Below are 11,806 nucleotides of genomic sequence, written 5' to 3'. Positions count from 1 at the left end.
TGCGGTTTTATTTTCAAACACAATGCCAATAATCAAACACAGTAAAAATAATCAGGCGCCGAGCAGTTCTTTCAGGACGGCGCTGGCCTTGGCAAAATCCATCTGCCCTGTATAGCGTTCTTTCAAAACCGCCATGACCTTACCCATATCGCGCAAGCCTTCAGCGCCGATCTCGGCGATAGCGGCAGCACTATTGGCGCGTATCTCTTCATCACTCAGCTGCTGCGGCAGAAACTCGCGGATAATTGCAATTTCAGCGCGTTCATTTTCTGCCAGTTCAATGCGATTGCCCTCTTCATAGATTCGGGCAGATTCCTCACGCTGTTTGATCATTTTGGCAAGAATAGCCAGCACTTCCTCATCCGATACCGGATCTTTACCCGCACCGCGATTGGCAATATCACGATCCTTCAGCGCAGCCATAATCAGGCGCAACGTCGAAGAGCGCATTTTATCATGGGCTTTCATGGCCGTTGTCAGAGCTTGCGAAATTTCCTGACGCAGCATTTTTATCTCCTTGAACAGGATAGCAATCTTATTTTCGTTATCCGGTTTGTTAAATTTATAAAACCCGGTAAAAGCACAGCAGAAACGGATACCCTGTTCGGCATCCGCTGCCATGCAGCAATTTAAACATTTCTGACCCCACAAAAGCAGGTTTGCAAATGTGCGCAATCCGGAATGTTTTTTTAAAAAGCTGGCCGGAACAAACAAATCAAACGCCTTATAACGCAATTTATCACGCTGGCAAAATGTCATCACTATTTTTCCAATATCTGCCATAATAACTTTTTTAAAATAACAGCTATCCGCGCGGCCCGCATCATGACTTCAGGCCTTATCGGCGCTCTTTTCGTTTTTTACCAGAAAACATGATCACCGGTAATTGACCAATTCAGCGGATTTCTTTACATTACCAATCTTAGCAGAAGATTTTTTCGTTCTCGCGACGGGGCTTATTGTATCCGGCGCGTTTTCGCACGCCTGTCACTAAAAAGACAAGGTGTTTTCACTCTGCACGCCTTTAATAAGCCGTTCAGATTTCCCCGTTTGAACGGATTTTGCTTTATCAGCACATAGCGCAATTTTGATCAGGAGTGCCGCAATGACAGAAACCACACCCAAAACCGCACCCTGGACGACTTCCAAACCTACCGCCCTTCTGGTTCTGGCTGACGGCACGGTTATTGAGGGCAAAGGTGTTGGCGCAGTCGGCGCGATTGAGGCCGAAGTCTGCTTCAACACATCTCTCACCGGTTATCAGGAAGTTCTGACTGATCCGTCCTATGCGGGGCAGATCGTTACCTTCACTTTCCCGCATATCGGCAATACCGGCACCAATGAGGAAGATAATGAGCGCCTCAATCCGGCCAGCCGTTCCGGTGCCGTCGGCACTATCCTCAAGGCTGATATTACAGCCCCTTCCAACTACCGCGCAACACAGGATTTCGACAAGTGGCTGAAGCAGCATGGCATTATCGGCCTTAGCAATGTGGATACACGTGCCCTCACCGCCATGATCCGTGAAAAAGGCGCCGCCAATGCCGTGATCGCTCATGATCCAAGCGGCAATTTTGATATTCCTGCCCTCAAAAAACGTGCAGCCGCATGGCCTGGTCTGGTTGATCTTGATCTGGCAAAGAATGTGACATCCGGCCAGTCTTCTGTATGGACTGAAAAATCATGGGTCTGGAATGAAGGCTATGGCCGGCAGACGGAAGAACAATTCCATGTTGTGGCGGTGGATTATGGCATCAAGCGCAATATTCTGCGCCTGTTTGCAGATCTTGGCGGCAAGGTTACCATTGTGCCGGCAACGGCCACAGCCGAAGATATTCTGGCGCATAATCCGGATGGTGTCTTCCTTTCCAACGGCCCTGGTGATCCGGCTGCAACCGGTGAATATGCAGTGCCGACCATTCAAAAGCTCATTGAAACGGATATTCCGCTCTTTGGTATTTGCCTTGGCCATCAAATGCTGGCACTGGCAACAGGGGCCAAAACCGTAAAAATGCATCAGGGGCATCATGGCGGCAATCATCCGGTTAAGGATCACACAACCGGTAAGGTTGAGATTGTTTCCATGAATCACGGTTTTGCAGTGGATGCAGATACTTTGCCGGACGGCGTGGAGGAAACTCATATCTCGCTGTTTGACGGCACAAATTGCGGCCTGCGCATTGTCGGCAAACCGGTTTTCTCTGTGCAGCACCATCCGGAGGCTTCTCCGGGGCCGGAAGATTCATTTTATCTGTTCCGCCGCTTTATCAACTTCATCCGCGCCCGCAAAGGACAGGAGCCTTTACCGGAACGCGAAGCGGCCTGAATTAAAAAAGAGCGCGAAGCGGCCTGAATTATAAAGAAACGCAAAACGCCTCAGGCTTTCATAATATAACACAAAACAAACAGGCCGGTGTGCTTCACCGGCCTGTTTTTATGCGTCAATTTCTTAATTATCCCGTAAGGCATATTCGCGATGATGACGGGACGAAAATGGTGATTTTTTGAGAACCGAAGCGCAGCCATATTTAAGCTGCGCGAAGCGGAGATCAAAAAACTGCCATTTGCAGACCATCAATACGCAACTCTATCAAACAGGGTTATTGAAAGTGTCGCAAGCATCCACCCTGCCCGTATCAAAACCACGTTTGAACCATGCAGCACGCTGGGCGGATGTGCCGTGGTTGAAGCTTTCAGGCACAACATAGCCTTGCGCTCGTTTTTGCAATGTATCATCGCCAATCTGATGAGCAGCATTGAGCGCCTCTTCCAGATCTCCCTGCTCCAGCAGACCTTTCTGCTCGGTATATTTACCCCAGACACCGGCAAAGCAATCAGCCTGCAATTCTACCCGAACAGACATGGCATTGGCCTCGGCCTCGCTCATGCCCTGGCGCATTTTATTAAAGCGCGGCAAAATGCCGAGCAAGTTCTGCACATGATGGCCAACCTCATGCGCCAGCACATAGGCATGGGCAAAATCACCGGATGCGCCAAAACGTTTATCCAGTTCACGGTAAAAACTCAGATCAATATAAACCTTCTGATCACCGGGACAATAAAACGGACCCGTAGCAGATTGCGCAAAACCGCATGCAGAGGAAGTGGAGCCATCAAACAAAACCAGTATCGGCTTTTTATAGACTTGTCCTGCAGATTGGAAAATACCGCTCCATACATCTTCCGTTTCTTTCAAAACCACACGGCTGAACCTTGCCGCCTCATCATCTGTTCGCGATGCGGATGAGCCGCCGGATGAATAACTGCCAGGCATGGTCTGCACGGATCCGTCGCCAAAAAGCAGCGGCAACGGATTAATACCGGCCATCCACAAAACCAGAGCCATCACGCCTAAAATAACAATACCGGAAACACCGCCGCCGCGCACCATACGCAAGCCCGGCCCTCCCATACCGCCGCCAAAGCCTCCGCGGTTAAAGCCCCCGCCGCCCGCACCGCGGCGATCCTCAACATTGTCACTCTCTTCGCGACCTTGCCAGCGCATCTGCGCTCTCCTTATTCTATCCGGTTACTGTTTCTATAATAAAGCGAAACTGCATTTCCTGCTATACTGCAAACAAAATCTTACAATAACCTGTCACACAAAGATAAAACATACATCACCAAGCCTAGCCCAAAACACATCCCCCTGCCCGTCAATTTTAAATAAGAATTGTTATAAACGCAGTTTTTATGGAAAATATCGCATTTAAGGGGTTACTTTCCGTCCGGCGATTACCTATAAGACACGCTTAGCCCAGACGCATCATCACGCCTCTGAACCCGACGGTCTTACCGTTCGGGCTTTTGCCGCAGAGCCCAATAAGTGCTAAACACAGGATAGAACCATGCCAAAACGTAATGACATAAAATCGATTTTGATTATCGGAGCAGGTCCGATTGTTATTGGCCAGGCATGTGAATTTGACTATTCAGGCACACAGGCCTGTAAGGCGCTCAAGGAAGAAGGCTACCGGATTATTCTGGTCAATTCCAATCCGGCCACGATTATGACCGACCCTGATCTGGCCGATGCCACTTATATCGAGCCGATCACACCGGAAGTTGTGGCAAAAATCATCGCCAAGGAACGCCCAGACGCATTGCTGCCAACCATGGGCGGGCAGACTGCGCTCAACACCGCGCTTTCCCTCAAGCGCATGGGCGTACTTGATCGCTATAATGTGGAAATGATCGGTGCCGATGCCAAAGCCATTGATAAGGCTGAAGACCGCGCATTATTCCGCGAAGCCATGGCAAAAATCGGCCTTGAAACCCCGCGCTCCATGCTGGCCAATGCCACGGATGTGAAGGATCAGGATCGCAAGGCGCACAATATCAAGCGCGAGGAGCTCAAGGCCAGTCTCTCCGGTGATGAACTGGATAAGGCGCTCGACAAGCTGGAAACCGAATGGCAGCTTGGCGAAACAGACCGCAAGCAACGCTATATGACCCACGCAATGGGGCTTGCGGCACAGGCGCTTGATTATGTTGGCCTGCCGGCCATTATCCGCCCGAGCTTCACACTTGGCGGCACAGGCGGCGGCATTGCCTATAACCGCTCGGAATTCTTTGAAATTGTCGAAGGCGGGCTTGATGCATCGCCAACCACTGAAGTGTTGATTGAAGAATCGGTGCTCGGCTGGAAAGAGTATGAAATGGAAGTTGTGCGCGACAAGGCGGATAACTGCATTATCATCTGTTCGATTGAAAATATCGACCCGATGGGCGTGCATACCGGTGACAGTATCACCGTTGCTCCGGCACTGACGCTGACCGACAAAGAATATCAGATCATGCGTGATGCCTCGATTGCGGTTCTGCGTGAAATTGGCGTGGAAACCGGCGGCTCCAATGTGCAATTTGCCGTTAATCCGGCCAATGGCCGCCTGATTGTGATAGAAATGAACCCGCGCGTATCGCGGTCTTCCGCGCTTGCCTCCAAGGCAACCGGTTTTCCTATTGCCAAAGTCGCAGCCAAACTGGCCGTGGGCTACACGCTGGATGAGCTGGAAAATGACATTACCGGCGGCGCAACGCCTGCCTCCTTTGAGCCAAGCATTGACTATGTGGTTACCAAAATTCCGCGCTTTGCCTTTGAAAAATTCCCCGGCTCCAACAATGTCCTGACCACCGCGATGAAATCGGTTGGTGAAGTTATGGCCATTGGCCGCACTTTTCAGGAATCCCTGCAAAAAGCCTTGCGCGGCCTTGAAACCGGCCTGACCGGCCTTGATGAAATCGCCATTCCCAATCTGGAAGACGGCGATGAAAAAGGCGCAATCCGCGCGGCAATCGGCACCCCCACACCAGACCGGCTGCGCATGGTGGCACAGGCCATGCGCCTTGGTATGCCGCTTGAGCAAATCCATCAGGCTTGCAAAATCGACCCCTGGTTCCTTGAGCAAGTAGCCGCGATTGTGGCTATGGAAGAGCGCGTGCGCGAACATGGCTTGCCGCAGGATGCGGAAAATATGCGCATACTCAAAGCCATGGGCTTTTCTGATACGCGCCTGGCAAGCCTTACCGGTAAAAATGCCTCGGATATTGCCAAACACCGCGCAGCCTTGCAGGTGCATCCGGTTTTCAAGCGCATTGATACCTGTGCTGCGGAATTTTCTTCGCCAACGGCCTATATGTATTCTTCCTATGAAGAGCCTTTTGCCGGCAATAATGCCTGTGAGGCCAATGTTTCAGAGCGCAAAAAAGTTGTGATCCTCGGCGGCGGCCCAAACCGTATCGGCCAGGGTATTGAATTTGACTATTGCTGCTGTCATGCCGCTTTTGCCCTCAGCGATGCCGGCTATGAAGCCATCATGATCAATTGCAACCCTGAAACGGTTTCAACGGATTATGACACATCAGACCGCCTGTATTTTGAACCGCTGACCGATGAGGATGTGATTGAAATCCTGCGCAAGGAACAGGAAAAGGGCATATTGCATGGCGTGATTGTGCAATTTGGCGGCCAGACCCCGCTCAAACTCGCCAATGCGCTGGAAAAGGCCAATATTCCGATTCTCGGTACCTCACCGGATGCAATTGATCTTGCGGAAGATCGCGACCGTTTCCAGAAACTGCTGATCAAGCTTGGCCTCAATCAGCCGAAAAACGGCATTGCTTTCTCCGTTGAACAAGCCCGTCTCGTGGCCGGCGATCTTGGTTTTCCGCTGGTTGTGCGCCCGTCTTATGTGCTGGGCGGCCGCGCTATGCAGATCATCCATGATGAGCGCATGTTGCAAAAATATCTTCTGGAAACCGTGCCTGAACTGGTAACAGAAGATATTAAGGCCAAATATCCCAATGATAAAACCGGCCAGATCAACACGCTGCTTGGCAAAAACCCGCTGCTGTTTGATACTTACCTGACCGATGCGATTGAAGTGGATGTGGATTGCCTCTGCGATGGCAAGGATGCCTATGTTGCCGGTATTATGGAGCATATTGAAGAAGCGGGCATCCATTCCGGTGACAGTGCCTGTTCGCTGCCGGTTCACACCCTGAGCGAGGAAATTGTCGCTGAACTGGAACGCCAGACCATTGCCATGGCCAAGGCGCTCAATGTCGGCGGGTTAATGAATGTGCAATATGCCATCAAGGACGATGTGATCTATGTGCTGGAAGTGAACCCGCGCGCTTCACGCACCGTGCCATTTGTGGCCAAAACCAACGGCACGCCAATTGCCAAAGTGGCAGCCCGTATCATGGCCGGCGAAAGCCTTGAACAGGCGCTCAGCGCCTATGGCGGCAAGCCGGATGTAAAAGCACAACGTCATATTGCCGTTAAGGAAGCCGTGTTCCCGTTTGCCCGCTTCCCCGGAGTTGATACTCTGCTCGGGCCTGAAATGCGCTCTACGGGTGAGGTTATGGGGCTTGATTATGATTATGCCCTCGCTTTTGCCAAATCCCAGCTTGGCGCCGGCGTGGATCTGCCGCGTGAGGGCACGGTATTCGTCTCAGTGCGTGATGAGGATAAGCCGCGCATTGTTTCTCCGGTCAAGCGTCTGGCTGACCTGGGCTTTAAGGTATTGGCCACCGGCGGCACCCAGCGTTATCTGGCAGAACAGGGCATTGAAGCCACCAAGATCAATAAGGTTCTTGAAGGTCGCCCGCATATTGAAGATGCCATCCGCAACCGTCAGGTGCATATTGTCTTCAATACCACGGACAGTGTCAGCGCTGTTTCTGACAGCAAGTCGATCCGCCGCGCAGCTCTGATGCACAAGCTGCCATATTATACCACTATGGCCGGCGCTGAAGCTGTGTCTGAGGCAATTGCCGCGCTGAAAGCCGGATCGCTGGAAGTGCGCCCGTTGCAGGATTACTTCAAAAAAGCCTGATCTTATAGACAAGACAACCAAAAGGCGGCCAATTTAAACTGCCCCCCAATAGCCGGACATCAATCCGATCTTTGGGAGGCAGTTCATACGGGTCGCCTTTTTTGATCGCATAAATATCCTGTTTGATAAAGAATTCCGCTCTGCCTGCCTTGTGCTGGTCAAAAATGTCGCATATGCTGTGAATGTCGAATTTTAGGTCGAGTGATTTTGCGACCCGCACAGCCATGCTGTGCTTCTCATGATCTTCCGTCAATAACTTCGATCCACCGGATACGTCCTGCAAAGACGGATCTGAATTTACTATGAACTTGAAGGAATTTCCCATGGCTACGGGAACAGTTAAGTGGTTCAACACGACCAAGGGTTTCGGCTTTATCCAGCCTGATCAGGGCGGCACAGATGTGTTCGTTCATATTTCGGCTGTACAGCGCGCTGGCCTTGCCCAGCTCGATGAAGGCCAGAAAATCTCTTATGAAATCGTGCAGGACCGCCGCTCTGGCCGTTCATCTGCCGACAACCTCGTCGCACTTTAATCTGCGCAAAGGTTAGGAGTTGCGTTTTACCCGTCAGGGTTTGATGCGCACGCATGGCTGAAGATACAGGCTGTTCCGCTCACATTGACACATAATCTGGGACTGACAATCTGGGATCGAATAAAAGGCGGATTTTTTCCGCCTTTTCTTTTATGCAACACGGCAACATATTTTTTTTAAACACTGTTGCAAGGTAAAAGCCCTTCTTGCACTTTTGCTATATTTACGACATAAAGTCGTAGCCGCCTGCCAGAACAGCCTGGCTTTTTATCAGCACCGCCTCCCCGGCATGAGCAGCAATATCTGCAATATAACCGGTTGATAATGCGAGCAGATCCTGCCCGCAAAGTGTTGAAAACGCCGCCATATATGGCTGTTTTAATGACGGCAGTAACGCTTATGCACATGCAGTTGAGGAGATTGCATGCTGTTTTAGGTTTTTTCGTTATCTTCCGGTTTCATCCGGATCGCCAGTTCCATTCAGGAGTAATGATCATGGCATTCCTCGCCGACGCACTGTCCCGCGTAAAACCATCTGCCACAATCGCCGTCAGCCAGAAAGCACGTGAGCTGAAAGCAAAAGGCAAGGATGTTATCAGCCTTGGTGCGGGTGAGCCGGATTTTGATACCCCTGATAATATTAAACAGGCTGCGATTGATGCTATCAACCGTGGCGAGACCAAATACACCCCTGTATCCGGCATTCCGGAGCTGCGCAAAGCCATTGTCGCCAAGTTCAAGCGCGAAAACGGTCTTGATTACACTCCGGAACAAACCATTGTCGGCACCGGCGGCAAGCAAATTCTGTTCAATGCGCTGATGGCAACCCTCAACCCGGGCGATGAAGTCATCATCCCTGCCCCTTATTGGGTAAGCTATCCTGAAATCGTATCCCTTTGCGGCGCAACACCGGTTACTGTTGAAACCACAATGGATAACCAGTTCAAGCTGCAGGCGGCAGATCTTGAAGCAGCCATCACGCCAAAAACCAAATGGCTGATTCTCAATATGCCATCCAACCCGACAGGTGCAGCCTATACGGAAAGTGAAATCAAGGCACTGACCGATGTGTTGCTGCGTCATCCGCAGGTTTGGGTGCTGACCGATGATATGTATGAGCATCTGGTTTATGGCGGTTTTAAATTCATGACACCGGCACAGGTTGAGCCAAAACTCTATGACCGCACGCTGACCATGAACGGTGTTTCCAAGGCCTATGCCATGACCGGCTGGCGCATTGGCTATGCCGCAGGCCCGCTGGAACTGATCAAGGCTATGGATATGATTCAGGGACAGCAGACATCCGGCGCCTCCTCCATTGCCCAGTGGGCAGCGGTTGAAGCACTAAACGGCCCGCAGGATTTTATTGAAAAGAACAAGGCGATCTTTCAGGCGCGCCGCGATCTGGTTGTGTCCATGCTCAATCAGGCCACCGGCATTTCCTGCCCAACTCCGGAAGGCGCATTCTATGTCTATCCGTCCTGTGCAGGCCTGATTGGCAAAACCACACCTTCAGGCAAGGTTATTGAGACCGATGAGGATTTTGTCTCTGAACTGCTGGAAACAGAAGGCGTGGCTGTGGTTCACGGTTCTGCCTTTGGCCTTGGGCCGAATTTCCGCATTTCCTACGCAACCTCTGAAGCCCTGCTGGAAGAGGCCTGCATCCGCATCCAGCGTTTCTGCGCTTCCCTGCGCTAAACACTCACAAGCATTTCATCCTATTCGTCAAAGACTGAAATGCTCTGAAAAAACTGATAATACGCCCGAACACTATAATGTCCGGGCGTATTTATTTAAACAGCCGGATGATAAGGGCGTAATTTCATCGCAATATAATAAGTGCCACCCCCGATCAGAACGCCAAAAAACCAGCCATAAATCGACCACCAATCCGGCAGAAGATCAGTCAGCATCGGCAAAATACTTGAGAATAAGGCACCGGTTGCCGTTGCAATCAGGGCATTCACATTCCAGCCATTGCTGAAACGATATGCACCTTCCTCCTGATAAAGTGCGGCAACATTCACCTCACCTTTGGCAATAAGATAGTAATCAACCAGAATAATGCCGAAAAGCGGGCCCATCGTTGCCCCGATAGCATTGACAAAATTTGCGGCATTGCCCTCCCAAGGTGCAAAGGGATAAAGCACAAGCGCAATGAATGCCGCAATATAACCGCCTTTTTTAAAGTCAATATAGCGCGGCAAAACATTGGCAAAATCAAAGGCCGGTGAAACAAAATTAGCCACAACATTGATGCCCAATGTTGCCACGGCAAAGGTCAGCGCCGCCAGAAGCGCCAAAAACCAGCTGTCAAATTTAGCGGATATCTGCTCGGGATGCAGCAATACCTCACCATATACATCAAAAGCCGCAATTGTGGTGATGCCAGCCACCAGAGAAAACAGCATAAGATTGACCGGCAGCCCCCAAAGATTGCCTTTCAGTAAGGTTTTTTTATCGGGTGTATAACGGGAAAAATCGCAAAAATTCAGATAAAGTGCGGCAAAATAAGTCACCCATGTTGCAGCCACCGCCATCAGCGCCCAGAATGTACCAGGCTCCCCGGGAACCCCCGCATCTTTGGTGGCATTAAGCAGCACATCCTGCGGAATCCCGTGATCAAAAGAAAAACCACCTGCCTTGATCACCAGTCCCACGGCCAGCACCAGCATGGCAATCCAGACAGCAGGCCCCGCCCAGTCCTGAAACCGCCTTACGGTCTCCATACCGTTTTGGATAATCAGCAATTGCAGCGCCCAGACCACAAGAAAACAAAAGGCTGAAAGTGTGCTGTGCCCCATAAATGTTGAGGTCTGATGAAATTCCAGCAGGCTGTCATTGCGAATCAACAATGCCACAACAGCACTGGAAGCCGCAGCCGTTTGCGCGCCATACCAGAAACAGGCAACAACTGCGCGCACCAGCGCCGGCAGATTTGCACCCCAGATACCAAAAGAAGCACGCGCGAGAACCGGATAAGGCACACCGGTTTTTACCCCAGCATAGCCAACCAAATTCATCAGGAAAAAGATAATCAGCGAACCTGCGCCGATGGCAATAACAAAATTGATAAAGCCGCCGCAAAGCAAAAACAGACTGGCGGCAAGATAATAGCCCCACAGGCTGTGAACATCTGATGTCCACACATTAAAAATACTGAATGCGCCCCAATTACGCTGGCTTGCAGGGGCAAGATCTTCATTATACAAATTCGGCGAAGCATCACTGATGCGCATTTCGCAGTCTCCCATCTGACGGGGACGACTTAACCGGCTATATTGTCGGGCATTCTCCGGTACTCAAACACAACATCCGCACTTGAATGCAGTACAAACTGCCGGCCATCTCCCCTTATTATAGTTTTATGCATATTATTATTATTTGTTTATTTTCCGCGCACTTTGCAGAAACCTCATCACCCGCCCCGCTGAAGCTGCCGGCTATACCGGTTATAGTTTTGCCTGAGATTTTCACAGGCAAAACAGCTGCTTTCCGGATGATTCCGCCCCCCCTTCCCGCATCGTGCAAACCGCATAAGAGCGGGAATAATTACCAAAGTCCAGAAAATTTTCTGCCGGCCAAAATCCCGGATAATCCTTCATTATCCGATACTTAAACAGCCATTTACAATAAAGTGGTGACGGGGAGATAAAATGCGCCCAGAAATCCAGGCAAAAAAAAGCCGGGTAAAAAAACCCGGCTGGAATTTTGAAGGCGTCAAAATGGACAAGCCTTCAGAGGGGAACACTCAGTGATGCGCAATGGGAGGAGGAGACGCATCAGTGAGATGGCCTGTATATGCCCTTTTACCCTGCAAGGGACAATGCTCTTTATTGCAAGGCAGCCATGCATTTTCAGATAGCTCAGCATCTTGAAATCAAAGAGCACGGTACAAATTGCAAAAAAACAAAATAAAAGCCGGTTAAAACC

General features: G+C 50.6%; 9 protein-coding genes. 4 read left to right on the top strand and 5 right to left on the bottom strand.

Features of this window, described 5'->3' with window-relative positions; translation table 11 throughout:
* Positions 1-51 precede the first annotated feature (51 nt).
* On the bottom strand, positions 52-507 hold the full coding sequence (locus tag ACSTTO_RS05040; RefSeq protein ID WP_439272047.1) for a GatB/YqeY domain-containing protein: 456 nt from the start codon (positions 505-507) through the stop codon (positions 52-54).
* 598 nt (positions 508-1,105) lie between these two features.
* On the opposite strand from ACSTTO_RS05040, the gene carA reads away from it, so the two are divergent.
* Positions 1,106-2,326: a glutamine-hydrolyzing carbamoyl-phosphate synthase small subunit gene (gene carA / locus ACSTTO_RS05035; RefSeq protein ID WP_439272046.1), complete on the top strand. Its 1,221-nt coding sequence runs from the start codon at positions 1,106-1,108 to the stop codon at positions 2,324-2,326.
* A gap of 264 nt (positions 2,327-2,590) precedes the next feature.
* On the opposite strand, the gene ypfJ is transcribed toward carA, so the two are convergent.
* Complete coding sequence (gene ypfJ, locus ACSTTO_RS05030) at positions 2,591-3,505, bottom strand: KPN_02809 family neutral zinc metallopeptidase (RefSeq protein WP_439272045.1); 915 nt, start codon at positions 3,503-3,505, stop codon at positions 2,591-2,593.
* A 343-nt stretch (positions 3,506-3,848) separates the two neighbouring features.
* On the opposite strand from ypfJ, the gene carB reads away from it, so the two are divergent.
* A complete protein-coding gene (gene carB, locus ACSTTO_RS05025; protein ID WP_439272044.1) occupies positions 3,849-7,340 on the top strand; it encodes a carbamoyl-phosphate synthase large subunit in 3,492 nt (1,163 codons plus the stop codon).
* Here carB and ACSTTO_RS05020 read toward each other — a convergent pair.
* A complete protein-coding gene (locus tag ACSTTO_RS05020; RefSeq protein ID WP_439272043.1) occupies positions 7,327-7,623 on the bottom strand; it encodes a hypothetical protein in 297 nt (98 codons plus the stop codon). The two genes, carB and ACSTTO_RS05020, sit on opposite strands and share 14 nt — an antisense overlap.
* A 40-nt stretch (positions 7,624-7,663) precedes the next feature.
* Here ACSTTO_RS05020 and ACSTTO_RS05015 point away from each other — a divergent pair, with 40 nt between their 5' ends.
* A complete protein-coding gene (locus tag ACSTTO_RS05015; protein WP_439272042.1) occupies positions 7,664-7,873 on the top strand; it encodes a cold-shock protein in 210 nt (69 codons plus the stop codon).
* 223 nt (positions 7,874-8,096) lie between these two features.
* Here ACSTTO_RS05015 and ACSTTO_RS05010 read toward each other — a convergent pair whose 3' ends face one another.
* Positions 8,097-8,240 carry a hypothetical protein gene (locus ACSTTO_RS05010; protein WP_439272041.1) on the bottom strand — a complete coding sequence of 48 codons (144 nt, stop codon included), beginning with the start codon at positions 8,238-8,240 and terminating at the stop codon, positions 8,097-8,099.
* 128 nt (positions 8,241-8,368) lie between these two features.
* On the opposite strand from ACSTTO_RS05010, the gene ACSTTO_RS05005 reads away from it, so the two are divergent.
* Positions 8,369-9,571 (top strand): pyridoxal phosphate-dependent aminotransferase, encoded by a 1,203-nt coding sequence (locus ACSTTO_RS05005; protein ID WP_439272040.1) that lies wholly within the window; start codon positions 8,369-8,371, stop codon positions 9,569-9,571.
* 95 nt (positions 9,572-9,666) lie between these two features.
* Here ACSTTO_RS05005 and ACSTTO_RS05000 read toward each other — a convergent pair whose 3' ends face one another.
* Positions 9,667-11,112: an NCS1 family nucleobase:cation symporter-1 gene (locus ACSTTO_RS05000; RefSeq protein ID WP_439272039.1), complete on the bottom strand. Its 1,446-nt coding sequence runs from the start codon at positions 11,110-11,112 to the stop codon at positions 9,667-9,669.
* Between the last annotated feature and the right edge of the window lie 694 nt (positions 11,113-11,806).

Source organism: Pseudochrobactrum albidum (assembly GCF_051851455.1).
Taxonomy (GTDB): domain Bacteria; phylum Pseudomonadota; class Alphaproteobacteria; order Rhizobiales; family Rhizobiaceae; genus Pseudochrobactrum.
The sequence above is the reverse complement of the archived record's forward strand: the minus strand, read 5'-3'. Positions and strand labels throughout refer to the sequence as shown.

Excerpts from the sequence above, each read along its gene's own strand:
- carA (WP_439272046.1), top strand. The coding sequence starts at position 1,106 with ATGACAGAAACCACACCCAAAACCGCACCCTGGACGACTTCCAAACCT.
- ACSTTO_RS05040 (WP_439272047.1), bottom strand. The coding sequence starts at position 507 with ATGCTGCGTCAGGAAATTTCGCAAGCTCTGACAACGGCCATGAAAGCC.
- ACSTTO_RS05005 (WP_439272040.1), top strand. The coding sequence starts at position 8,369 with ATGGCATTCCTCGCCGACGCACTGTCCCGCGTAAAACCATCTGCCACA.
- ypfJ (WP_439272045.1), bottom strand. The coding sequence starts at position 3,505 with ATGCGCTGGCAAGGTCGCGAAGAGAGTGACAATGTTGAGGATCGCCGC.
- ACSTTO_RS05000 (WP_439272039.1), bottom strand. The coding sequence starts at position 11,112 with ATGCGCATCAGTGATGCTTCGCCGAATTTGTATAATGAAGATCTTGCC.
- ACSTTO_RS05010 (WP_439272041.1), bottom strand. The coding sequence starts at position 8,240 with ATGGCGGCGTTTTCAACACTTTGCGGGCAGGATCTGCTCGCATTATCA.
- ACSTTO_RS05015 (WP_439272042.1), top strand. The coding sequence starts at position 7,664 with ATGGCTACGGGAACAGTTAAGTGGTTCAACACGACCAAGGGTTTCGGC.
- carB (WP_439272044.1), top strand. The coding sequence starts at position 3,849 with ATGCCAAAACGTAATGACATAAAATCGATTTTGATTATCGGAGCAGGT.